The sequence below is a fragment of the Streptomyces sp. NPDC049627 genome, from assembly GCF_044465645.1.
Classification (GTDB): Bacteria; Actinomycetota; Actinomycetes; order Streptomycetales; family Streptomycetaceae; genus Streptomyces.
Window position 1 is genome coordinate 371,300 of record NZ_JBITLW010000008.1, and the last position, 22,055, is coordinate 393,354.

The following is a 22,055-nucleotide window of genomic DNA, read 5'->3' on the forward strand; positions in this document are numbered from 1 at the left end:
GCGCCCTCATCGCCGTAGAACCAAGCCTCACGTCTTCTTCGAAGACCCGGCCTCGTCCTTGGCGTCGTCCTTCACGTCGTCCTTCACCTCGGCATCGGCCTCACCGTCGGCAGCGTCGGAAGCCTTGTCCGCGTCGGAAGCCTCACCCTCGCCGTCGGCTCCACCGCCGGAGGCACCCGGCTCCACGACGGCTTCCCGGCCCGGCCGCGTCCTCGCCGACACGATGAGGTAGATCACCGCCAGCAGGAACACGATCAGCGCGGTCCAGACGTTCAGCCGCACGCCCAGGATGTGGTGGGCGTCGTCGACCCGCATGTACTCGATCCAGGCCCGGCCCGCGCAGTACGCGGCGACGTACAGCGCGAACGCCCGCCCGTGCCCCAGCTTGAAGCGGCGGTCGGCCCAGATCACCAGCAGCGCGACCCCGATGCACCACAGCGACTCGTACAGGAACGTCGGGTGGTAGTACCCCGGCTCCCGGCCGTCCACCGAGGACGTGATGTGCAGGGCCCACGGAAGATCCGTCTCCCTCCCGTACAGCTCCTGGTTGAACCAGTTGCCCCAGCGTCCGATCGCCTGCGCGAAGGCGATGCCGGGCGCCACGGCGTCGGCGTACGCCGGCAGCGGGATGCCACGGCGCCGGCAGCCGATCCAGGCGCCCAGCGCACCGAGCGCGATCGCGCCCCAGATGCCGAGGCCGCCCTCCCAGATCTTGAAGGCGCCCACCCAGTCACGGCCCTCGCTGAAGTACAGCTCGTAGTCCGTGACGACGTGGTAGAGCCGGCCGCCGATGAGGCCGAACGGCACGGCCCAGACCGCGATGTCGGCCACCGTGCCGGCCCGCCCGCCCCGGGCGATCCAGCGTTTGTTGCCGAGCCAGACGGCTACGAAGACACCGATGATGATGCAGAAGGCGTAGCCGCGCAGCGGAATGGGACCGAGGTGGATCACCCCGCGCGACGGGCTGGGAATGTAGGCAAGTTCCATGGCAAGGTCGACGCTACCCTGCCGGGCGGGGCCGATGGCAGGCAGCCCGGCTACGGGTCCATAACGGGCAGCTCCCCGGGCAGGATCTGCCCGCCGGAGCTCATCCCTTGGCGGCCTCCTCCACCATCTGCTTCAGCTTCGCCGGCGTCATCGTCTGGTCCTGGTAGATGTTCTTGCCGTTCAGCAGCACCGTCGGCGTCCCGCTGAAACCGCCCTTCTGGAATGCCTCGTTGGACTTGCTGACCCAACTGTTGTGCGTGCCGTCCTCGACGCAGGTGCGGAAGGCGGGCGTGTCCAGGCCCTTCACCTTGGCCGCGAGCTCCAGCAGCTTGCTGTTCTTGGCGAAGGCGTCGTCGACCTCCGGCGGCTGGTTCTGGTACAGCACGTCGTGGTACGGCGTGAACTTCCCGGCGTCCTGGGCGCAGGCCGCGGCATTGGCGGCGTTGCGGGAGCCGGTGCCGCCCATGTTGCCGTCGATGAGCGTCGCCAGGTGGTACTCGACCTTGAGCTTGCCGGAGTCCGTCAGCTCGTGGATGGTCGTCCGGTACGCGTCCTCGAAGGACTTGCAGGCCGGGCAGCGGAAGTCCTCCCAGACCGTGAGCGTCGACTTGGCGCTCGCCTGGCCCACCGGGATCGCGAGGCCGTCCTTGCCCTGCGCCCCCGAGGGTCCCACGACCGGCCCCGCGGAGTCACTGCCGCTGTCCTTGCCGGCGTTCGCCGCCACGACTCCGATCACCGCCGCGAGTCCCAGGACGCAGACCACGCTCGTGCCGACGATCAGCGCACGGCGCCGCTTGTCGGCGGCCTTCTGCTTCTCACGCTCGACCGCCAGCCGCTCCCGGGCGGTCCGCTTTCCCTCACGATTCTTTTCGCTCACACCCGCAGAACGAACCGGGGAGGCGCAGCGCGCCTCCCCGGCCTGAGGTCCACCCGTTCGAGTGACCGGTAGAAAACATCCGATATGTACGGATGTGATGTGCGGATGTGTTACGCCTGCCCGCGCACGCCCTTCGCCAGCTCACCGGCGAGTGCGCGGACGGCCTCGACACCGGCCGCGTCGTCCGGCGCGTCCAGCATCCGCTTGACGAAGGCCGAGCCGACGATCACGCCGTCGGCGAAGCCGGCCACCTCCGCCGCCTGCTCGGCGTTGGAGACGCCGAGGCCGACGCAGACGGGCAGCTCGGTGCCGGTGGCCCGGGTGCGCTCGACCAGGTCCTGGGCCTGCGCGCCCACGGACTCACGGGTTCCCGTGACGCCCATCAGCGAGGCGGCGTAGACGAAGCCGCTGCCGGCCGCGGTGATCTGCGCGAGCCGCTCGTCCTTGCTGCTCGGCGCCACGACGAAGACCGTCGCGAGGCCGTGCTTCTCGGCGTGCTCCCTCCACAGGGCCGACTCCTGGACCGGCAGGTCGGGCAGGATGCACCCGGCGCCGCCCGCCTCGGCGAGCTCGGCGGTGAAGCGCTCGACGCCGTAGCGGTCGATGGGGTTCCAGTACGTCATGACGAGGATCGGCTTGCCGGTGGCCTCGTACGCCGCACGGACCGTACGCATCACGTCCGCGATCTTGACGCCGCCGCGCAGGGCGATGTCGTCGGCGGTCTGGATGACGGGGCCGTCGAGGACGGGGTCGCTGTGCGGCAGGCCCACCTCCACGACGTCGGCGCCGCCGTCGAGTGCGGCCTTGACCGCCTCGATGCCGCCGTCCACGGTCGGGAACCCGGCCGGGAGGTAGGCGATGAGCGCGGAGCGTCCCTCGGCCTTGGCAGCGGCGAGGGTGTCGGACAGCAGCTGAATGTTCCCGCTCACTTGGCGTCCCCCTCGATCTCGGCGGTGGCGGCGGCGTTGGCGGCGACCTCGGCGTCGGTGTCGTACAGGCCGAAGTAACGGGCGGCCGTGTCCATGTCCTTGTCACCGCGGCCGGACAGGTTGACGACGATCAGGCCGTCCTTGCCCAGCTCCCGGCCGACCTCCAGCGCACCCGCGAGGGCGTGCGCGCTCTCGATCGCCGGGATGATGCCCTCGGTCCGCGACAGCAGGCGCAGCGCCTGCATGGCGGCGTCGTCGGTGATCGCGCGGTACTCGCCGCGGCCGCTGTCCTTGAGGTAGGAGTGCTCGGGGCCGATGCCGGGGTAGTCAAGACCGGCCGAGATCGAGTACGGCTCGGTGATCTGGCCCTCCTCGTCCTGGAGGACGTAGGAGCGGGAACCGTGCAGGATGCCGGGCTCACCGGCGGTCAGGGTGGCCGCGTGCTCGCCGGTCTCGACGCCGTGCCCGGCGGGTTCGCAGCCGATGAGGCGTACGTCGGTGTCGGGGATGAAGGCGTGGAAGAGGCCGATGGCGTTGGAGCCGCCGCCGACGCAGGCGACGGCCGCGTCGGGAAGCCGCCCCGCCCGCTCCAGGAGCTGGCGGCGGGCCTCGACGCCGATCACGCGGTGGAAGTCGCGGACCATGGCCGGGAAGGGGTGCGGGCCGGCCACCGTGCCGAAGAGGTAGTGGGTGTGGTCGACGTTGGCCACCCAGTCGCGGAACGCCTCGTTGATGGCGTCCTTCAGGGTGCGGCTGCCCGACTTCACGGCGATGACCTCGGCGCCGAGCATGCGCATCCGGGCCACGTTGAGGGCCTGGCGCTGGGTGTCGATCTCGCCCATGTAGATCGTGCACTCGAGGCCGAACAGCGCGCAGGCCGTCGCCGTCGCGACGCCGTGCTGGCCGGCGCCGGTCTCGGCGATGACGCGGGTCTTGCCCATGCGCTTGGTGAGCAGGGCCTGGCCGAGCACGTTGTTGATCTTGTGCGAGCCGGTGTGGTTGAGGTCCTCGCGCTTGAGGAAGACGCGGGCGCCTCCGGCGTGTTCGGCGAAGCGGGGCACCTCGGTGAGGGAGCTGGGGCGGCCGGTGTAGTTGACCAGCAGGTCGTCGAGCTCTCGGGCGAACTCGGGGTCGTGCTTGGCCTTGTCGTACTCGACGGCCACCTCGTCGACGGCGGCGACGAGGGCCTCCGGGATGAACTTGCCGCCGAATGCGCCGAAGTAGCCTTCGGCGTTGGGGACTTGACCCTGCGGGTCGGGGATGAAGAAGTCGCTGGGCATGCGGAAACCTCACGGTGAGTTTGTGGAAAAACACTAATCGCCGTGGGGGCGGGGCTATGTCTGTCGGCTGCCGGCCGACTGTGGCTTGTCGCGCTCGCGCGGCGGTAGCCGCAAATCGAAAAGAGCCCCGCGCCCCTATGGGGCGCGCTGCCATCGACGGCCGTTGACCTGCCCAGGTTCGTCACCGATGACGTAGCGGACTCGGCGGCCGTGTACCCGACGTGCGGGGGCGCGGCAGCCTCGGGGACGGCAGCCGCGCGCAAGGCGGGCGTGCCGGTCCACGGTCGTCACGGTGAGAGTCATCGGTGTAAGCCTAGCGGGTGATCAGCCCCGGCCGTGGCGCAGTGCGGGGTGCTCGCCCGCTGCCACCAGGTCGGCGACCGCCGTCTTCGGGTCCTTGCCGGTGACCAGGGACTCGCCCACCAGGACCGCGTCGGCGCCGGCGTTGGCGTAGGCGATGAGGTCGTGCGGGCCGCGGACGCCGGACTCGGCGATCTTGACGATGTGGGCGGGGATCTCGGGCGCGACGCGCTCGAACGTCCCGCGGTCGACCTCCAGGGTCTTCAGGTTGCGCGCGTTGACGCCGATGATCTTCGCGCCCGCGTCCACGGCACGCTCGACCTCGTCCTCGTCGTGCACCTCGACCAGCGGGGTCAGGCCGATGGACACCGCGCGCTCGATCAGCGACTCCAGCGCCGACTGGTCGAGGGCCGCGACGATCAGCAGGGCGAGGTCGGCGCCGTACGCCCGTGCCTCCCACAGCTGGTACGACGTGACGATGAAGTCCTTGCGCAGGACCGGGATGTCCACGCGGGCGCGGACCGCCTCCAGATCGTCCAGCGAGCCGCCGAAGCGCCGCTGTTCCGTCAGCACGGAGATGACGGCCGCGCCGCCCGCCTCGTAGTCCGCGGCGAGGCCGGCCGGGTCGGCGATCGCGGCCAGCGCGCCCTTGGAGGGGCTGGACCGCTTGACCTCGCAGATGACCTTGACGCCGTCGCCCTTCAGCGCGGCGACCCCGTCCTTGGCGGCGGGAGCCTTCGCCGCGCGCTCCTTGAGCTCGTCGAGGCTGACGCGCGCCTGCCGCTCCGCGAGGTCGGCACGGACTCCGTCGATGATCTCGTCGAGCACACTCACGCGAGCGGCCCCCTTCCAGACGGTCGGCTGTGAAAGCGGTGATGAAGAAAGCGGTACGAAACCTATGGTCACTGCGATGGTATCCGGAGGAAGGCGTAGGCCTCGCATCCGGTTGACGCCGGTCCCACTACCTGGACGTTCCGTAGTTGTTCAAGGATGCAGCCAGCCACCGAACGGCAGGTTCCGGACAACGGTGAAGACCAGCAGCAATGCCCCCGCGGCCCACAGCTGCGCCGCCGGGAGATCGAGCCTGAACGGCCGCCCCCGTACCGCCCGGACCACCCAGACGGTCCACACCACGGCGAAGAGCGCATAGCCGACGACAGCGAGCGCGTTGTCCTGGAGTGCCGCCGCGACGTCCCCGTGGACGACGGCGTGCGCGCTGCGCAGTCCGCCGCAGCCGGGGCAGTAGAGGCCGGTGAACCGCAGGAGCGGACAGACGGGGTAGTGGCCGGGCTCGTTCGGGTCCACGGCCCCCACGTACGCGAAGGCGCCGGCGACGGCCGCCAGCACGCCCGCCGGAACGGCCAGTCGTCCCAGCACCGTGCCGGTGCCGGACTGCGTCGTCCAGCGGCTGTCGGTCGCCCCCCGGTTGTCGGCGTTCACGTCTCGCATTGTGCCCCCGTACGCGCGTGAGGGGCGTCCCCTGGCACCCATCGGCACCGGTCCGCCCCTCAGCGAGGTTCTCCGCGGCTCAGCTCTTGGCGGTCGCCGTCTCGCGCTCCTGGGTCGTCAGCAGCGCCTTGTGCGCGTCCTTCGGCTGACCCATGCCCATCGCGCTCATGACCCAGCCGATGACGCCGCCGAGGACCACGAGGCCCATGCCGGCCCAGAAGCCCGCGGGCTGGTCCATCACCATGAAGGCGCCCGCCACGCAGAAACCGATGAAGGCGATCGTGACACCGGTCCAGGCGGCCGGGGTGTGACCGTGGCTGCTGCCCGCCATTGCTTGCTCCTCGTTGCTGTGTACGTGTTGTACGTGGGTGAGCCGGTCGCTCGCTGTCATTGTCCCGCACGCGTGCGCGTGCGGTGATCGGGGGTCACGACGCGGAGGTCAGGGCTAGACGCCGGTGGGGTCCTCGCCGCGGTCGAGGGCCTTCCAGAGTTCCTCGGGGCGGTCGGGGTCGGTGGCCGGGGCCTCGCGGCGCGGCCGGGGTGTGCCGCCGCGCTCGTAGCGGCCGGACATGCCGGGCCACAGGCGGCCGTAGCGCAGGGCCAGCAGTCCGGCGAGCAGGATCAGGACGCCGCCCACGGCCGCGACGTACGGCCACGCGGTGTGGGTGAGGGCCTGGACGGTGGCCGAGGTGTCGCCGGAGGCCTGCGCGGCCTTCTCGTCGAGCGCGGAGCTGTCGGAGGCGCCGAGCAGGGCGGCTGCGACGGTGCCGGCGCCGGAGAGCGCGAGCAGGGCGGCGACCATGAAGCGGCCGGCGCGGCGGACGGCGAAGACGGCGACCAGTGCGGCGAGCCCCACTATGGCCAGGGCCGCGGGGACGCCCGTGACGTCGCTGCCCTTGGCGATCAGGGGGAACGGGCCGCCGGCCACCGTCACGGTGCCCTCCGACCAGCGCTGCCGGGTGGCGAGCAGCGCGACGGCCGAGCCGAGCGCCCCGCACAGCAGGGCGACGGCAAGGCTCATACGGCCGGCCCGGGCGGAACCGGGGGCTTCGGAACGGGGGTGAGGTACAGCAGTCACGTAGTCCACTATCACCCGAACCCGGAACGATCAGTCACCCGGGGTTCGGTGAGAACCGCCACGCGGGTTCACCTGAACCGGGCCGCCCGCGTTCACCCGAGCCGGTTCGCCGTGTGCACCGCCCGGAGGACCGCGGCCGCCTTGTTCCGGCACTCGGTGTCCTCGGCGACCGGGTCCGAGTCGGCGACGACGCCCGCGCCGGCCTGGACGTACGCCGTGCCGTCCCGCAGCAGGGCCGTACGGATGGCGATGGCGGTGTCGGAGTCGCCCGCGAAGTCGAGATAGCCGACGCAGCCGCCGTACAACCCGCGCCGGGACGGCTCCAGTTCGTCGATGATCTGCATCGCGCGGGGCTTGGGGGCGCCGGAGAGGGTGCCGGCCGGGAAGCAGGCCGTCAGGACGTCGAAGGCCGTGCGGCCGGGCGCGACCCGTCCCGTCACCGTCGAGACGATGTGCATGACGTGGGAGTACCGCTCGATGGACATGAAGTCGACGACCTCGACCGAACCCGGCTCGCAGACCCGCCCCAGGTCGTTGCGGCCCAGGTCGACCAGCATGAGGTGCTCGGCGCGCTCCTTGGGGTCGGCGAGCAGCTCGTCGGCGAGGGCCTGGTCCTCCTGCGGGGTGGCGCCCCGCCACCTGGTCCCGGCGATGGGGTGCACCATCGCCTGCCCGTCCTCGACCTTCACCAGGGCCTCGGGGGACGAGCCGACGACGTCGAAGCCGTCGAAGCGGAACAGGTACATGTACGGGGAGGGATTGGTCGCCCTGAGGACCCGGTAGACGTCCAACGCGCTTGCCGTGCAGGAGGTTTCGAAGCGCTGGGAGGGGACCACCTGGAAGGCCTCCCCGGCCCGGATGCGCTCCTTGATGTCCTCGACCGCCTCCTGGAAGTCCTCGCCGCCCCACAGTGCGGTGTACTCCGGGAGTTCGGAGGGCGGCAGCACGGCCGGCGGCTGGGCGACCGGGCGTGAGAGGTCGGCCTCCATGGCGTCGAGGCGGGCCACCGCGTCCGCGTAGGCCTCGTCGACGCCGGTGTCGAGGTCGTTGTGGTTGATCGCGTTGGCGATCAGCAGGACCGAGCCCTCCCAGTGGTCCATGACGGCCAGGTCACTGGTGAGCAGCATGGTCAGCTCGGGCAGCTTCAGGTCGTCCCGCTCGCCGGGGCCGATCTTCTCCAGGCGGCGCACGATGTCGTAGCCGAGGTAGCCGACCATGCCGCCGGTGAAGGGCGGCAGGTTCAGGTCGTGGGCGAGGTCGCGGGGGGTGTGCAGGGCCTCGATGGTGGCGCGCAGGGCGGCGAGCGGGTCGCCCTCGACGGGGACGCCGACCGGCGGGGTGCCGAGCCAGTGGGCCTGGCCGTCGCGCTCGGTGAGGGTCGCGGCGGAGCGTACGCCCACGAAGGAGTACCGGGACCAGGACCGGCCGTTCTCCGCGGACTCCAGCAGGAAGGTGCCGGGGCGCTCGGCGGCGAGCTTGCGGTAGAGCGCGACCGGGGTGTCGCCGTCGGCGAGGAGCTTGCGGGTGACCGGAATGACGCGGCGGTCGGTGGCCAGCTTGCGGAACGTCTCGAGGTCCATGGCGGCTGACCTTACTGATCCGAGGCGGGTACGCCGGAATCGGCACCGATGGTGCCGCCGTCGCCGTCCTTGAGCAGCACATCCACGTCGAAGCAGGTGCGCGCGCCCGTGTGGCAGGCCGCGCCGACCTGGTCGACCTTGACGAGCACGGTGTCGGCGTCGCAGTCCAGGGCCACCGACTTGACCCACTGGAAGTGGCCGGACGTGTCGCCCTTGACCCAGTACTCCCGACGGCTGCGCGACCAGTAGGTGCAGCGGCCGGTGGTGAGCGTGCGATGCAGGGCCTCGTCGTCCATCCAGCCGAGCATCAGCACCTCTCCGGTGTCGTACTGCTGGGCGATGGCGGGGAGGAGCCCGTCCGCACTGCGCTTCAGGCGCGCGGCGATCTCGGGGTCCAGCCGGCTGGGCTGACGGGGCGTACTGGTGGTCATGCCTGCCATTGTGCCGCGCTCCACTGACAACGCTGCGTGACTGTCCATTGGGCGGACCTGATACGTGGTCGTAGGCTGACTCCATGTCGACCTTCGCCAAGCGTGAACGACTTCTCCTGGCCGACCTCTTGGAGGCCGAGGGCCCCGACGCCCCCACCCTCTGCGAGGGCTGGACGACCCGCGATCTCGCCGCGCACGTCGTCGTGCGCGAGCGTCGCCCCGACGCCGCGGCCGGCCTGCTGATCAAGCAGCTCGCGCCGCGCCTGGACAAGGCGATGGAGGAGTTCGCGGCGAAGCCGTACGAGGAGCTGATCCAGCTCATCCGCACCGGCCCGCCGCGCTTCTCGCCGTTCCAGCTCAAGCAGATCGACGAGGCGTCGAACACGATCGAGTTCTACATCCACACCGAGGACGTCCGCCGCGCCCAGCCGGACTGGACGCCGCGCGAACTCGACCCGGTGTTCCAGGACGCCCTGTGGTCCCGTTTCGAGCGGTCCGCCCGTCTGGTGGGCCGCAGCGCCCCCACGGGCCTGGTGCTGCGGCGCCCCAACGGCCAGACGGCGGTCGCCCACCGCGGCACGCCGGTCGTGACGGTGACCGGCGAACCGTCGGAGCTGCTGCTGTTCGCCTACGGACGGCAGAGCGCCGCCAAGGTGGAGCTGGACGGCGACAAGGACGCGATCGCCAAGCTGCACGAGACGAAGCAGTTGGGGATCTGACCGGCGTCAGCGGGGGAGTTCGGCGCGGCGGAGGGGGCGGGAGCACAGGGCGAGCAGCGCGCCCCCGGCCCAGATCGCGGCGCAGGCCGCGAAGACCGGGCCGATTCCCCAGCGACCGGCCGCCGCACCGACCAGCGGGAAGGTGAGCGGGGCGACGCCGAAGCCGACCAGGGTGGAGACCGCGGTGACGCGGCCGGCGTAGGCGGGACCCGCCTGCGCCAGCGTCAGGGCCCCGCTCAGCGCACCGCCGAGCCCGGCCAGGAGGCCGATGAGCAGGGCGACGCCGGTCGCCGCGATGACCGACGGAGCGTGGGCGAGCCATGCCACCGCCACGCAGGCGCCGAGTTCCGCCAGCGCCATGACGAGCCCGGCGCGGGGCACCCGGCCGCGCAGGGTGAGCAGCAGCGACACGGTCCCGGCGCCGGTGCCGAATCCGGCGAGCAACCAGCCCATGCCGAGCGATCCCCAGCCGCGTTCCTGGGCCAGCAGGGTCAGCCCCAGGTTCATCGGCCCGACGAAACCCAGGTCGACGACGGCCATGGCCAGCACGAGCGGGCGCAGTACCCGGTCCTGGCCGATGTGCCGCAGTCCGTCCCGCAACTCGGCCAGGAGGGCGCCCCTCGCCCGGTCGTGGTCCGGCGGCAGATGCCCGACCCGCACGACCCAGAGCAACGGCAGGGACACCCCGATCAGCAGCGCGGCCAGCCCGAACGCCCCGGCTGTGCCGCCCAGCGCGACCCCGAGGCCGCCGAGAGGGCCGCCGAGCACATTGGCGAGCCGGGTCGCAAGCCCGCGCATGCCCTGTACCCGGGTGATCTGGCCCGGGCCGGTGATCCGGGCGGGCAAGGCACCCGCGGCGGGCAGGAAGACGGCGTCGACGACCCCGAAGAGCACCGCCACCGCGCCCAGTGCCCATAGCCCGGGCCTGGCCGCCAACAGGAGCACGGCCGCCATGACGACCAGCAGACAGCGCACCGCACTGCTGCCGAGCACGACCCGCCGCGGCCCGTACCGGTCGACGACGACTCCCCCGCCCAGCATCAGCAAGGCGCGGGGGACGGCGCTGACCGCCGTCACGAGCCCGGCCTGCGCGGGCGTCCCGGCCTGGACGGCCGCCCAGGACAGGGCGATGTAGTACACGTTGTCGCCGACCGCGGAGGAGGCGTAGGCGCCGAGCCACCGCAGGACGTTGGGGTCCCGGTGAGCGGGTCTGTCGTCCGGACCCGCGGTGGGCGCGAGCGTGGTGGTCACCCGGACCGTCCTCTCAGAAGCGGAAGGGGAAGCCGTACGTGTGCACCGCGACGTTCTCGCGGCCCTCGGTGTCGCCTGCGGCGTCGGCGGCCCGGCCGAGCTCCTCGTACTTGTGGACGACGGCGTACATCTCCTTGGACAGCTCGGAGAGTTCGGCGGCGGTGAGCTTCAGCAGCCACTCGGAGGAGTCGGAGGCCGTGGTCCACGCATCGCTCCAGTGGGCGCGCTCGTCGAGGTAGCGCCGGTACATCTCGGCGCGCTGCTCGAAGAAGAGGCGGCTGGCCGCCGAGTGCGCGGCTGCCTTCTCCGGCGCGTCCCGGAAGTCCTCGTCGCGGATGGAGATCCCCTCGGAGGCCAGCTGCCACCAGCGCTCCCGGCCGTCCGCGCTCTGCGGCTCGGCCTCCTCGATCAGCCCGTGCTCGGCGAGCTTGCGCAGGTGGTAGCTGACCAGGGAGACGGCCTCGTCGACCTGGTCGGCCAGCTGGGACGCGGTCGCCGAGCGCGCGATGGTCAGCCGCCGGTACAACTGCGCCCGCAGCGGGTGCGCGAGCGCCTTGAGCGTGCCCACGTCCTGGATGCGGCGGTCTCTCTCCCTGTCTGACATGCCGCCACCGTAGATACGAAAGGAAAATTGCACAACTGATTTTGCGCAACTTTCCTTTCCTATCTGTCCAAGAGAAAGCCCCGGCCAGGATCGACCGGGGCACCCTCGTCAAGGGCTCCCGCTAGCGGACCGCGTGCCCCGCGGCCCGCAGCGTCTCCTTCACCTCGCCGATCCGCAGATCACCGAAGTGGAACACGGACGCCGCGAGCACCGCGTCCGCCCCCGCGCCCACGGCCGGCGGGAAGTCGTCGAGCTTGCCTGCGCCGCCGGAGGCGATCACCGGGATCGTCACGTGCCCCCGCACCGCCCGGATCATCTCCAGGTCGTAGCCGTCCTTGGTGCCGTCCGCGTCCATCGAGTTGAGCAGGATCTCGCCCGCGCCCAGCTCGGCGGCCCGGTGGGCCCACTCGACGGCGTCGATGCCGGTGCCTTTGCGGCCGCCGTGGGTCGTCACCTCGAAGGACCCGGTCGGCGTGCGCCGCGCGTCGACCGACAGCACCAGCACCTGCCGCCCGAACCGCTCCGCGATCTCGCGGATCAGGTCGGGGCGGGCGATGGCGGCGGTGTTGACGCCCACCTTGTCCGCGCCCGCCCGCAGCAGCCGGTCCACGTCCTCGGCCGTGCGGACACCGCCGCCGACCGTCAACGGGATGAAGACCTGCTCGGCGGTGCGGCGCACCACGTCGTACGTCGTCTCGCGGTTGCCCGACGAGGCGGTGATGTCCAGGAACGTCAGCTCGTCGGCACCCTCGGCGTCGTACACCTTGGCCATCTCGACGGGGTCGCCCGCGTCCCGCAGGTTCTGGAAGTTGACGCCCTTGACGACCCGGCCGTTGTCCACGTCCAGGCAGGGGATGACTCGGACCGCCAGGGTCATGAATCCACGGCTCCTCTGAGTTGCCTTGAAAGTTCCTCTAGCCTCGGAAGGCTTCTATTTCCACTTCGACCAGGATGCGCGGGTCGACGAACCCCTCGACGACCAGCAGGGTCGACACCGGCCGCACCGCGTCGAAGAGGTCCTTGTGGGCCCGGCCCACCTCGTCCACGTCGCGCGCGTGGGTCAGGTACATCCTCGTACGGACCACGGACTCGACGCCGAGCCCGAACTCGGCGATGGCCTCCAGCGCGCCGGTGAAGGCCACCTTGGCCTGCTCGTACGGGTCGCCCTCGCCGTACAGCACCTGCCCCTTGAAGGACGTGGTGCCCGCCACCAGCACGCGGTCGCCCGCCGCGACGGCGCGTGCGAAACCGAAGGACTCTTCCCAGGGACTTCCGCTCTGCACGCGCCGTACGGCATCGGACGTCATGACGACACAGCCTCCAAGGCCTCTTCCAGGGTGAACGCCTTCGCGTACAGGGCCTTCCCGACGATGGAGCCCTCGACACCGAGGGGCACCAGCTCGGCGATGGCCCGCAGGTCGTCCAGGGACGAGACGCCGCCGGAGGCGACGACCGGGCGGTCCGTCGCCGCGCAGACGTTCTTCAGCAGCTCCAGGTTCGGGCCCTGGAGCGTGCCGTCCTTGGCGATGTCCGTGACGACGTAACGGGCACAGCCCTCGCTGTTGAGGCGCTCCATCGTCTCGTAGAGGTCGCCGCCGTCACGGGTCCAGCCGCGGCCGCGCAGGGTCGTGCCGCGTACGTCGAGGCCGACGGCGATCTTGTCGCCGTGCTCGGCGATGACCTTGGCGACCCACTCGGGGGTCTCCAGGGCGGCCGTGCCGAGGTTCACGCGCGTGCAGCCCGTGGCGAGCGCGGCGGCCAGGGAGGCGTCGTCGCGGATGCCGCCGGACAGCTCGACCTTGATGTCCATGGCCTTCGCGACCTCGGCGATCAGCTCCCGGTTGTCGCCGGTGCCGAAGGCGGCGTCCAGGTCGACCAGGTGCAGCCACTCGGCGCCGGAGCGCTGCCAGGCGAGGGCGGCCTCCAGCGGGGAGCCGTAGGAGGTCTCGGTGCCGGACTCGCCGTGCACGAGGCGGACGGCCTGGCCGTCGCGGACGTCGACGGCGGGGAGGAGTTCGAGCTTGGCCATGTCTCTACAGGGTTCCGATCCAGTTGGTGAGCAGCTGCGCTCCGGCGTCGCCGGACTTCTCGGGGTGGAACTGGGTGGCCCACAGGGCGCCGTTCTCCACGGCGGCCACGAAGGGCTTGCCGTGCGTCGACCAGGTGACCTTGGGAGCGGTCATCACCGGGTTCTCCGTCTCCAGGGTCCAGTCGTGGACGGCGTAGGAGTGCACGAAGTAGAAGCGGGCGTCCGCGTCCAGGCCGGCGAACAGCTCGGAGCCGGCCGCCACGTCCACGGTGTTCCAGCCCATGTGGGGCACGATGTCGGCCTGCAACGGCTCGACCGAGCCGGGCCACTCGCCGAGGCCCTCGGTCTCGACGCCGTGCTCGATGCCGCGCGCGAACAGGATCTGCATGCCGACGCAGATGCCCATCACGGGACGGCCGCCGGCCAGGCGCCGCTCGACGATCCAGTCGCCGCGCGCCTCCTTCAGCCCGTGCATACAGGCGGCGAAGGCGCCGACGCCCGGCACCAGCAGCCCGTCGGCGTTCATGGCCTTGTCGAAGTCACGGGTGATCTCGACGTCGGCTCCCGCGCGCGCGAGGGCACGCTCGGCGGAGCGGACGTTGCCGAAGCCGTAGTCGAAGACCACGACCTTCTTGGGGTTGGTCAATTCCACACCTCCAGCCTCAGGACGCCCGCGACGAGACACATGGCGGCGCCTATCGAGAGCAGCACGATGAGGCTCTTGGGCATCTGCTGCTTGACGAAGGAGTAGATGCCGCCGACCAGGAAGAGGCCGACGACGATCAGCAGGGTCGACAGACCGTTCATGGCTTTACAGCGCACCCTTCGTGGAGGGAAGGATGCCGGCCGCGCGCGGGTCCCGCTCGGACGCGTACCGCAGGGCCCGCGCCAGCGCCTTGAACTGGCACTCCACGATGTGGTGGGCGTTGCGCCCGTACGGCACGTGCACGTGCAGCGCGATCTGCGCCTGGGCGACGAAGGACTCCAGGATGTGCCGGGTCATCGTGGTGTCGTACTCGCCGATCATCGGCGCCATGTTCTCGGGCTCGGTGTGCACGAGGTAGGGACGGCCGGACAGGTCGACGGTGACCTGGGCGAGCGACTCGTCCAGCGGGACCGTGCAGTTGCCGAAGCGGTAGATCCCCACCTTGTCGCCGAGGGCCTGCTTGAAGGCGGCGCCGAGCGCGAGGGCGGTGTCCTCGATGGTGTGGTGCGAGTCGATGTGCAGGTCGCCCTCGGTCTTGACGGTCAGGTCGAACAGACCGTGCCGGCCGAGCTGGTCGAGCATGTGGTCGTAGAAGCCGACGCCGGTCGACACATCGACCTGGCCCGTGCCGTCCAGGTTTATCTCGACGAGGACCGAGGTCTCCTTGGTCACCCGCTCCACGCGTCCTACGCGGTTCATGCGCTCTGCTCCTTCTTCAGTTCACGTACCGCGTCGAGGAACGCGTCGTTCTCTTCGGGGGTTCCGGCGGTGACCCGCAGCCAGCCCGGCACGCCGTTGTCCCGGACCAGGACGCCCCGGTCGAGGATCTTCTGCCAGGCGGCGTGCGCGCCCCCCTCGCCGTCGAACCGGCCGAACTGCACGAAGTTGGCGTCCGACGCCGTGACCTCGTAGCCGATGGCGAGCAGTTCGCTCACCAGCCGGTCCCGTTCCGACTTCAGCTGCTCGACGTACTTGAGCAGTGTGTCGGTGTGTTCGAGGGCGGCCAGGGCGGTCGCCTGGGTGACGGCCGACAGGTGGTACGGCAGCCGTACGAGCTGGACGGCGTCCACCACCGCCGGGTGCGCGGCGAGATAGCCGAGACGCAGGCCCGCGGCGCCGAAGGCCTTCGACATCGTCCGGGAGACGACGAGATGCGGCCGGCCTTCGAGCAGCGGCAGCAGCGAGTCGCCGTGGCTGAACTCGATGTACGCCTCGTCCACGACCACCATCGACGGCTTCGCGGCCTGCGCGGCCTCGTACAGCGCGCGGACCGTCTCGGGCGGGACGGCGTTGCCCGTGGGGTTGTTGGGGGTGGTGATGAAGACGACGTCCGGCCGGTTCTCGGCGATCGCCTTCTCGGCGGCGGCGAGGTCGATCGTGAAGTCGTCGTTCCGGGGGCCGGAGATCCATCCGGTGCCGGTGCCGCGCGCGATGAGGGCGTGCATCGAGTACGACGGCTCGAAGCCGATGGCCGTACGGCCGGGTCCGCCGAAGGTCTGCAGCAGCTGCTGGATGACCTCGTTGGAGCCGTTGGCCGCCCAGACGTTGGCGAGACCGACCTCGTGGCCGGACGTGTCCGTCAGGTACTTGGCGAGCTGGGTGCGCAGCTCCACCGCGTCCCGGTCCGGGTAGCGGTTGAGGTTGCGGGCCGCCTCGCGGACGCGCTCGGTGATCCGCTCGACGAGGGGCTCGGGCAGCGGGTAGGGGTTCTCGTTGGTGTTCAGCCGTACGGGGACGTCGAGTTGGGGCGCGCCATAGGGGGACTTGCCGCGCAGTTCGTCCCGTACGGGGAGATCGTCGATCCTCACGTCGCTCACTTGCTCTCGGGCACCTTCCAACCGAACCTCGCCTTGATCGCCGCGCCGTGTGCCGGCAGGTCCTCCGCCTCCGCCAGCGTGACCACGTGATGCGCGACCTCGGCCAGCGCGTCCTTCGTGTAGTCGACGATGTGGATGCCGCGGAGGAAGGACTGCACGGACAGCCCGGAGGAGTGGCAGGCGCAGCCGCCGGTCGGGAGCACGTGGTTGGAGCCCGCGGCGTAGTCGCCGAGCGAGACCGGCGCCCAGGGGCCGATGAAGATCGCCCCGGCGTTGCGCACCCGCTCGGCCACGGTGGCCGCGTCGGCCGTCTGGATCTCCAGGTGCTCGGCGCCGTACGCGTCGACGACCCTCAGGCCCTCGTCGACGCCGTCGACCAGGACGATCGCGGACTGCTTGCCCTTGAGGGCCGGGACGATCCGGTCGTCGATGTGCCTGGTGGCCGCGACCTGCGGCTCCAGCTCCTTCTCCACCGCGTCCGCGAGCTCCACGGAGTCGGTGACGAGGACGGCGGCGGCGAGCGGGTCGTGCTCGGCCTGGCTGATCAGGTCGGAGGCGACGTGCACCGGGTCGGCGGTGGAGTCGGCCAGGACGGCGATCTCGGTCGGGCCGGCCTCGGCGTCGATGCCGATCTTGCCGGTGAAGTAGCGCTTGGCGGCGGCGACCCAGATGTTGCCGGGGCCGGTGACCATGTTGGCGGGCGCGCAGGACTCGGTGCCGTACGCGAACATCGCGACGGCCGTCGCACCGCCGGCCGCGTACACCTCGTCGACGCCGAGCAGCGCGCACGCGGCGAGGATCGTCGGGTGCGGCAGGCCGCCGAACTCGGCCTGGGCCGGGGAGGCGAGCGCGATCGACTCGACGCCGGCCTCCTGGGCGGGCACGACGTTCATGACCACGGAGGACGGGTAGACGGATCGGCCGCCGGGCGCGTAGAGCCCGACCCGGTCGACCGGCACCCACTTCTCGGTGACCGAGCCGCCGGGCACGACCTGGGTGGTGTGCGTCGTGCGGCGCTGCGCGCGGTGGACGAGCCGGGCGCGGCGGATGGACTCCTCCAGGGCCGCGCGCACGGCCGGGTCCAGCTCGTCCAGCGCGCGCGTGAGCGCCGCCGGGGCCACCCGCACCTGGTCGAGCCTGACCCCGTCGAACTTCTCGGCGAAGTCGATCAGCGCCGCGTCGCCCCGATGATGCACGGCCTCGCAGATCGGACGCACCTTCTCCAGGGCGGCCTGAACGTCGAACTCGGCTCGGGGCAGCAGGTCGCGCAGGGCGGGGCCCTCGGGAAGGGCATCGCCGCGCAGATCGATTCGGGAGATCACGGGCTCAATTCTCTCAGACCCGGGTCGCGGGCCGTCCGCGCATTCCAATGGCTGATACGCGCGCCCTGAGGAACCCGGAAGATCCCCTTCACGTCTTGCGTTCGGGGCGTTACCCAGCGGGCATGAACGGTTGTACGAGGACAAACGACCCGCGAGTAGACGGGGAGGAAGGAAAAGCTGTGACTGAGGGGGCCGTCACCCCGGACGGGGACCTGCCCGACGGACTGACCGCGGCCGAGGCCGGCATGTGGCAGGCCTTCCGCAACGGCACCGTGTACGACCTGAGCAGCGGGGACACGGCCGTGGACGATCCGCACGGCGGACATCCCTGGGGAGACGAGCGGACCGTACGCGCGCGGATCGTCTGCTGGCTGCTGCTGGACGGACCGCCCGCCCTCGCGGGCCGGGTGTCGGCGCTGAAGCTGGTCGGCGTCCGGATCAGCGACACCATGGACCTCGCGGGCGGCACGGTCGTGCCGTACGTCGAGATGCGCGGCTGCCGCTTCGACCAGGAGATCCGGCTGCCGGAGGCCCACTTCACCACCGTGCGGCTGGTGGGCTGCTCGGTGCCGCGCCTGGAGGCCGCCCGGGTGCACACCGAGGGCGACCTGCACCTGCCGCGCTGCCGCTTCCACAACGGGGTACGGCTCACGGACGCGCAGATCGGCACGGATCTGCTGCTCAACCAGGCGATCGTCTACCGCGACCGCAGCGGCCGCTCGATCGCCGCGGACGGCATCAACGTCGGCCAGGACCTCCAGGCCGAGATGCTGGAGTCGCACGGCGAGATGAGCCTGCGCGGCGCCAGCATCGGCGTGTCGCTCAGCCTGCGGGGCGCGCGGCTGGTCAACCCGTACACGCGGCTCGCGCTGAACGCCCCCCAGCTGACCGTCGGGCGCACCCTGTATCTGACCCCGGCGGGCGTCGGCAGTCCGCTGCTGAGCGGCCGCACACCCGCACGCGGGACGCGCATCCAGCGGTTCGCGTGCCAGGGCGGAGTGCGGCTGGACGACGGGCGGTTCGGGGACGCGGTCGACCTGGAGCGGGCCCGGTTCGCCTTCACCGACGAGCAGGAGCTGTCGCTGCGCCGCATCCAGACGCCCGAGCTGCGCTTCCTCGGTGAGCGGCCGGAGCGCGGCGGGGTCGTGCTGTCCGGGGCGCGGATCGTCAACCTCATGGACCGGGCGGACGCCTGGCCGGGTCCGGGCCTGCTGCACATGGGCGGCTTCACCTACGAGAACCTCGTGCCGCGCGGCCCGTTCCCGCTGGAGCGGCGGCTGGAGTGGGTGGCCGCGGCGACCGCCGAGTACAACCCGGAGCCGTACGAGCTGCTGGCCTCCGTGCTGCGGGCGGGCGGTGAGGACGAGGATGCGCGGGAGGTGCTGCTCGCCAAGCAGCGCCGCCGTCGCGAGACCCTGCCGCCCGCGGCCAAGCTGTGGGGTTACGCGCAGGACTGGACGGTCGCCTACGGGTACCGGCCCGGCCGGGCCGCCGTATGGATGGCGGTGCTCTGGGCGGCGAGTTCGGTGGCCTTCGCACACGCCGACCATCCCCCGCTGAAGGGCGGCGAGCATCCGACCTGGAATCCGGCGCTGTTCGCCCTCGATCTGCTGCTGCCGGTCATCGATCTGGGCCAGGTCGGTTTCTGGCAGCTGAGCGGCGGCTGGCAGTGGCTGGCCGCGGCGATGATCCTGCTGGGCTGGATCCTGGCGACGACGGTGGCGGCGGGGGCCACGCGGCTGCTGCGGCGGAATTGAACCCGGCTGAGTTTCACTGATTTTCGTTGAGTTTCGCTGAGAATTGTGAGGTCAGTGGGGTTCCTGAGGAGAACATACGAATGTCGGACACTTGTTGAACCCTTGACCTTTACCGGTTCTTGACCCATCCGCGTACAACTTTCCACTGGTTGTCCGTTCCCTCTGGCGCGGGTACGGCCGGCGGTCTTTCAATGGTCGACACCATGGCTTTGCTGCTCCCGTTCGGCCGTGCGTCCCGGACGGCAAGGAACGTAGAACGCCCCGCCGTCGGGCTCCCCACCGATGCCGAGGTGCTCCTCGACGCGCCCGACGACCACCTCGGACCCGCGCTGGTCGCGGCCGGGCAGGGCGCGTACGAACCGGCCGCCGAACTGCTCGCCGCCACCCGGCTCGGGGCGCGCTGGGAGTCCCGCGACGGGTATGTGTTGCGTCTGGCCGCCTTCGCGCGCTCGCGGCCCGAGTGGCTGCAGGCCTGGTGCGCGGCCGCCCCGCACGATCCGGACGCCCTGCTGGTCAAGGCCCAGCTCGCGGTGGACCGCGCCTGGCAGTCACCGGCCCGGGCCGAGCTGCTGCGCGGGGTCAGCCCGCTGATCACGGCCGCCGCCCGCGCCGACGACCGCGACCCGGTGCCGTGGCGGATCGCGCTGGACCACGCGCGCGGCTCCCGCGCCGGGCACACCTACTTCGGGGAGGTGTGGGAAGCGGCGCTGCGCCGCGCCCCGCTCCACTACGGCTGCCATGTGGCCGCCCTGCGCTACCTGGCCACGTCCTGGCACGGCTCCCACCGTGAGTGCTTCGACTTCGCCGACCGTGCGGCCCAGGACGCCCCGGCCGACTCCCTCGTGCAGGCACTGCCGACCCGGGCCGCCTTCGCCTACCTGACCGACGGCTGCGGTCCGGGCGTGCCGCCCGAGCGGCTGGACGCGGCGGCCGACCGGGCCGTCGCGCTCTCGTCCCGGTTTCCCGCAACCGACCTCTGGGCGGCCGGGATGCGCAACAAGCTGACGTACGTCCTGGTGCGGCTGGGCCGCTGGGAGGACGCCCTGGAGCAGCTGCGCCTGATCGGCCCGTACGCCACCTCCTTCCCGTGGAGCCGGTTCTCGGAGGATCCGCTGGGCCGGTTCCTGGAGGTGCGCGAGGAGGTCCGGACGCGGGCGGCGACCGCTGCTCCGCGCGACGCACGCGCCGGTCGTCCCCAGACCGGTCATGCAGGGGCCGGTCCTGCAGGCGCCGGTCCTGAAGGGGCCGGTCCTGAAGGGGCCGGTCATCCACGGAGTGGGCGCGCCGGACGTGTTCACTCCGGCGACCACTAGGCTTTGGCGCCGTGACCGTCCGCCTTCCGCTCTTCCCCCTGAACTCGGTGCTGTTCCCGGGGCTCGTGCTGCCGCTGAACGTCTTCGAGGAGCGCTACCGCGCCATGATGCGCGAACTCCTGAAAACCCCCGAGGAGGAACCGCGCCGCTTCGCCGTCGTGGCGATCCGCGACGGCCACGAGGTGGCCCAGAGCGCCCCCGGCATGCCGGACCCCACAGCGATCCCCGAACGCGGCCCGGCGGCGGGCTTCGGCCCGGATCCGCTCAAGGCGTTCCACGGGGTGGGCTGTGTGGCGGACGCGGCGACCGTCCGGGAGCGGGCCGACGGCACCTTCGAGGTGCTGGCGACGGGGACGACCCGGGTACGCCTGCTCTCCGTGGACGCGTCCGGTCCGTTCCTGACGGCCGAACTGGAGGAACTCCCGGAGGAGCCGGGCGACGAGGCCGGGGCGCTGGCGGAAGGGGTCCTGCGTGCCTTCCGCCAGTACCAGAAGCGCCTGGCGGGCGCCCGTGAACGCTCCCTGTCGACGGCGGCCGACCTTCCGGACCAGCCCTCGGTCGTCTCCTACCTGGTGGCGGCCGCGATGATGCTGGACACCCCGACCAAGCAGCGCCTGCTCCAGTCCCCCGACACGGCGTCCCGCCTGCGCGACGAACTGAAACTCCTTCGCACCGAGACCTCGATCATCCGTACCCTGCCGTCGCTGCCGGCGTCGGACCTGACGCGCGGCCCGACGAGTCTCAACTGACGCACGACCTCTGGGGAACCGGCCACATGGCGAAGAAGTCGAAGAAGCAACAGCAGCAGACGGGCGGCACGCCCGCGACGGTGGCACTGACCGCAGCCGGCGTCTCGTACACGGTCCACTCCTACGACCACGACCCCTCCCACCCCTCCTACGGCGAGGAGGCGGCAGAGGCGATGGGCGTCTCCCCGGACCGGGTCTTCAAGACGCTGGTGGCGGACGTGGACGGCAACCTCACCGTCGCGGTGGTCCCGGTGGCGGGCCAGCTGGACCTCAAAGCCCTGGCGTCGGCGGTCGGCGGCAAGCGCGCGACCATGGCCGACCCGGCCCTGGCGGAACGCACCACCGGCTACGTCCGGGGCGGCATCTCCCCGCTGGGCCAGCGCAAGAAGCTCCCGACGGTCCTGGACGCGTCGGCCTCCGGCCACACCACGATCTGCGTCTCCGCGGGCCGCCGCGGCCTGGAAGTCGAACTCTCCCCCGACGACCTCACCGACCTCACGAACGCGACCCTGGCCCCCATCGGGCGTGCGTGACCCCTCGACGACCCAGGTGTCCTCGGCTAATTACGGAGGACATGTCGAAGAAAACGCGAAAGCGCAAGTGGCGCACCAAGAAGGGCCGCTCGAACCACGGCCACCGTCCGGCGTAGACACCGGCACCTCCAGGGGGCGCACGTCCCCTGGCAGTGGCCCGGTCCACGTCAGCCGAACCGGGCCGGTTCTCCCTCGTAGTGCCGCAGTGCCTGCTCGGTGCCTGCGGCCACCTCGTCGCTGGGTGAGATGCGGTGCAGTTCCAGCAGCGGGGGGCACGGTCGACTCGGCGATCGCCGCGGCGAGTCGCGCATGCCCGGCCGGGATCGGATGGCAGTCCGGGCCGC

The 22,055-nt window shown here is 71.4% G+C and carries 26 protein-coding genes; 5 read left to right on the top strand and 21 right to left on the bottom strand.

Annotation, left to right across the window (positions count from 1 at the left end; all coding sequences use genetic code 11):
- Positions 1–27 precede the first annotated feature (27 nt).
- The 11 genes from lgt to hisI all read right to left on the bottom strand — a co-directional run bounded on the left by lgt (position 28) and on the right by hisI (position 8,920).
- Positions 28–987 carry a prolipoprotein diacylglyceryl transferase gene (gene lgt / locus ACIBU0_RS23765; RefSeq protein ID WP_398821483.1) on the bottom strand — a complete coding sequence of 320 codons (960 nt, stop codon included), beginning with the start codon at positions 985–987 and terminating at the stop codon, positions 28–30.
- Positions 988–1,087: 100 nt separating this feature from the next.
- Entirely contained in the window at positions 1,088–1,864 is a 777-nt protein-coding gene (locus ACIBU0_RS23770) for a DsbA family protein (RefSeq protein WP_398821485.1), read from the bottom strand.
- Between the two features lie 110 nt (positions 1,865–1,974).
- A complete protein-coding gene (gene trpA / locus ACIBU0_RS23775; protein ID WP_398821487.1) occupies positions 1,975–2,793 on the bottom strand; it encodes a tryptophan synthase subunit alpha in 819 nt (272 codons plus the stop codon).
- The gene (gene trpB / locus ACIBU0_RS23780) at positions 2,790–4,073 is read right to left on the bottom strand and encodes a tryptophan synthase subunit beta (RefSeq protein WP_398821489.1); all 1,284 of its coding nucleotides are present in this window, start codon (positions 4,071–4,073) and stop codon (positions 2,790–2,792) included. The genes trpA and trpB overlap by 4 nt, the downstream gene beginning before the upstream one ends.
- 135 nt (positions 4,074–4,208) lie before the next feature.
- On the bottom strand, positions 4,209–4,376 hold the full coding sequence (gene trpM / locus ACIBU0_RS23785) for a tryptophan biosynthesis modulator TrpM (protein WP_398821491.1): 168 nt from the start codon (positions 4,374–4,376) through the stop codon (positions 4,209–4,211).
- Between the two features lie 21 nt (positions 4,377–4,397).
- Entirely contained in the window at positions 4,398–5,207 is an 810-nt protein-coding gene (gene trpC, locus ACIBU0_RS23790) for an indole-3-glycerol phosphate synthase TrpC (RefSeq protein WP_398821493.1), read from the bottom strand.
- A 150-nt stretch (positions 5,208–5,357) separates the two neighbouring features.
- Entirely contained in the window at positions 5,358–5,822 is a 465-nt protein-coding gene (locus ACIBU0_RS23795; RefSeq protein WP_398821495.1) for a DUF2752 domain-containing protein, read from the bottom strand.
- Positions 5,823–5,901: 79 nt separating this feature from the next.
- The gene (locus tag ACIBU0_RS23800) at positions 5,902–6,153 is read right to left on the bottom strand and encodes an HGxxPAAW family protein (protein ID WP_398821497.1); all 252 of its coding nucleotides are present in this window, start codon (positions 6,151–6,153) and stop codon (positions 5,902–5,904) included.
- 114 nt (positions 6,154–6,267) lie between these two features.
- The gene (locus ACIBU0_RS23805) at positions 6,268–6,909 is read right to left on the bottom strand and encodes a TIGR02234 family membrane protein (protein ID WP_398821499.1); all 642 of its coding nucleotides are present in this window, start codon (positions 6,907–6,909) and stop codon (positions 6,268–6,270) included.
- An 83-nt stretch (positions 6,910–6,992) separates the two neighbouring features.
- A complete protein-coding gene (locus ACIBU0_RS23810; RefSeq protein WP_398821502.1) occupies positions 6,993–8,480 on the bottom strand; it encodes an anthranilate synthase component I in 1,488 nt (495 codons plus the stop codon).
- Between the two features lie 11 nt (positions 8,481–8,491).
- Positions 8,492–8,920 carry a phosphoribosyl-AMP cyclohydrolase gene (hisI, locus tag ACIBU0_RS23815; protein WP_398821504.1) on the bottom strand — a complete coding sequence of 143 codons (429 nt, stop codon included), beginning with the start codon at positions 8,918–8,920 and terminating at the stop codon, positions 8,492–8,494.
- A gap of 74 nt (positions 8,921–8,994) precedes the next feature.
- On the opposite strand from hisI, the gene ACIBU0_RS23820 reads away from it, so the two are divergent.
- Entirely contained in the window at positions 8,995–9,630 is a 636-nt protein-coding gene (locus ACIBU0_RS23820; protein ID WP_398821506.1) for a TIGR03085 family metal-binding protein, read from the top strand.
- A gap of 6 nt (positions 9,631–9,636) precedes the next feature.
- On the opposite strand, the gene ACIBU0_RS23825 is transcribed toward ACIBU0_RS23820, so the two are convergent.
- The 10 genes from ACIBU0_RS23825 to hisD form a co-directional block, all read right to left on the bottom strand.
- Positions 9,637–10,881 carry an MFS transporter gene (locus ACIBU0_RS23825; RefSeq protein WP_398821508.1) on the bottom strand — a complete coding sequence of 415 codons (1,245 nt, stop codon included), beginning with the start codon at positions 10,879–10,881 and terminating at the stop codon, positions 9,637–9,639.
- Positions 10,882–10,894: 13 nt separating this feature from the next.
- Complete coding sequence (locus ACIBU0_RS23830; RefSeq protein WP_398821510.1) at positions 10,895–11,485, bottom strand: ArsR/SmtB family transcription factor; 591 nt, start codon at positions 11,483–11,485, stop codon at positions 10,895–10,897.
- Between the two features lie 121 nt (positions 11,486–11,606).
- Positions 11,607–12,362, bottom strand: coding sequence for an imidazole glycerol phosphate synthase subunit HisF (gene hisF / locus ACIBU0_RS23835; RefSeq protein WP_398821512.1), 756 nt, complete (start codon positions 12,360–12,362; stop codon positions 11,607–11,609).
- 37 nt (positions 12,363–12,399) lie between these two features.
- Positions 12,400–12,792 carry a RidA family protein gene (locus ACIBU0_RS23840; protein WP_398821514.1) on the bottom strand — a complete coding sequence of 131 codons (393 nt, stop codon included), beginning with the start codon at positions 12,790–12,792 and terminating at the stop codon, positions 12,400–12,402.
- On the bottom strand, positions 12,789–13,514 hold the full coding sequence (gene priA, locus ACIBU0_RS23845) for a bifunctional 1-(5-phosphoribosyl)-5-((5-phosphoribosylamino)methylideneamino)imidazole-4-carboxamide isomerase/phosphoribosylanthranilate isomerase PriA (protein WP_398821516.1): 726 nt from the start codon (positions 13,512–13,514) through the stop codon (positions 12,789–12,791). The genes ACIBU0_RS23840 and priA overlap by 4 nt, the downstream gene beginning before the upstream one ends.
- Before the next feature lie 4 nt (positions 13,515–13,518).
- Entirely contained in the window at positions 13,519–14,160 is a 642-nt protein-coding gene (gene hisH, locus ACIBU0_RS23850; protein ID WP_398821518.1) for an imidazole glycerol phosphate synthase subunit HisH, read from the bottom strand.
- The gene (locus ACIBU0_RS23855) at positions 14,157–14,321 is read right to left on the bottom strand and encodes a hypothetical protein (protein ID WP_398821521.1); all 165 of its coding nucleotides are present in this window, start codon (positions 14,319–14,321) and stop codon (positions 14,157–14,159) included. Before ACIBU0_RS23855 ends, hisH begins: the two co-directional genes overlap by 4 nt.
- 4 nt (positions 14,322–14,325) lie before the next feature.
- A complete protein-coding gene (gene hisB, locus ACIBU0_RS23860) occupies positions 14,326–14,919 on the bottom strand; it encodes an imidazoleglycerol-phosphate dehydratase HisB (protein WP_037889654.1) in 594 nt (197 codons plus the stop codon).
- Positions 14,916–16,037 carry a histidinol-phosphate transaminase gene (locus tag ACIBU0_RS23865; RefSeq protein WP_398821523.1) on the bottom strand — a complete coding sequence of 374 codons (1,122 nt, stop codon included), beginning with the start codon at positions 16,035–16,037 and terminating at the stop codon, positions 14,916–14,918. The genes hisB and ACIBU0_RS23865 overlap by 4 nt, the downstream gene beginning before the upstream one ends.
- Positions 16,034–17,359, bottom strand: a complete 1,326-nt coding sequence (gene hisD, locus ACIBU0_RS23870; protein WP_398821525.1) for a histidinol dehydrogenase — start codon at positions 17,357–17,359, stop codon at positions 16,034–16,036. Before hisD ends, ACIBU0_RS23865 begins: the two co-directional genes overlap by 4 nt.
- Positions 17,360–17,538: 179 nt before the next feature.
- On the opposite strand from hisD, the gene ACIBU0_RS23875 reads away from it, so the two are divergent.
- The 4 genes from ACIBU0_RS23875 to ybaK all read left to right on the top strand — a co-directional run bounded on the left by ACIBU0_RS23875 (position 17,539) and on the right by ybaK (position 21,711).
- Positions 17,539–19,116 carry an oxidoreductase gene (locus ACIBU0_RS23875; RefSeq protein WP_398821527.1) on the top strand — a complete coding sequence of 526 codons (1,578 nt, stop codon included), beginning with the start codon at positions 17,539–17,541 and terminating at the stop codon, positions 19,114–19,116.
- A 191-nt stretch (positions 19,117–19,307) separates the two neighbouring features.
- Positions 19,308–20,429 (top strand): hypothetical protein, encoded by a 1,122-nt coding sequence (locus tag ACIBU0_RS23880; protein ID WP_398821529.1) that lies wholly within the window; start codon positions 19,308–19,310, stop codon positions 20,427–20,429.
- Positions 20,430–20,440: 11 nt separating this feature from the next.
- A complete protein-coding gene (locus tag ACIBU0_RS23885) occupies positions 20,441–21,178 on the top strand; it encodes an LON peptidase substrate-binding domain-containing protein (protein ID WP_398821531.1) in 738 nt (245 codons plus the stop codon).
- A gap of 26 nt (positions 21,179–21,204) precedes the next feature.
- The gene (ybaK, locus tag ACIBU0_RS23890) at positions 21,205–21,711 is read left to right on the top strand and encodes a Cys-tRNA(Pro) deacylase (protein WP_398821533.1); all 507 of its coding nucleotides are present in this window, start codon (positions 21,205–21,207) and stop codon (positions 21,709–21,711) included.
- Positions 21,712–22,055: the final 344 nt, after the last annotated feature.